Below are 355 nucleotides of genomic sequence, written 5' to 3'. Positions count from 1 at the left end.
GGAAACTTCAGTTCTTATCCCCACAAATGATATTGTAGAAACAACTCCGAGACTGAATTCGATGAATTCATTTGTTTGGACAATCAAAGACTAGGATTTAAAAGATATGCCTATCATCATGATAAAAATGGTTTTAAACGAGACTTTAAATAATATGAATGTGATGATTGTTCCGAATGTCCTCTGAAACATCAATGAATGAACTTCAATTCAAAACAAATAAAAAAATAATGAAGAATTATAATTGAGAATATTTTAAAGACAAAATTAATAAAAAGTTTTCAGAACTAAAACAAAAAACCATCTACAGTCAAAGAAAATTTGATGTGGAGCCTGTTTTTGGATTTATGAAGGC

General features: G+C 28.5%; 1 pseudogene. It reads left to right on the top strand.

Annotated features, from left to right (window positions below):
- Positions 1-60: 60 nt before the first annotated feature.
- Positions 61-355 (top strand): annotated as a pseudogene (locus HMPREF3058_RS12140) (transposase); the annotation flags it as partial.

Origin of the sequence: Staphylococcus sp. HMSC068G11, from assembly GCF_001815825.1 — a bacterium.
In the GTDB taxonomy this organism is placed as follows: Bacteria; Bacillota; Bacilli; order Staphylococcales; family Staphylococcaceae; genus Staphylococcus; species Staphylococcus epidermidis.
This window is presented reverse-complemented; position numbering and strand designations above follow the sequence as displayed.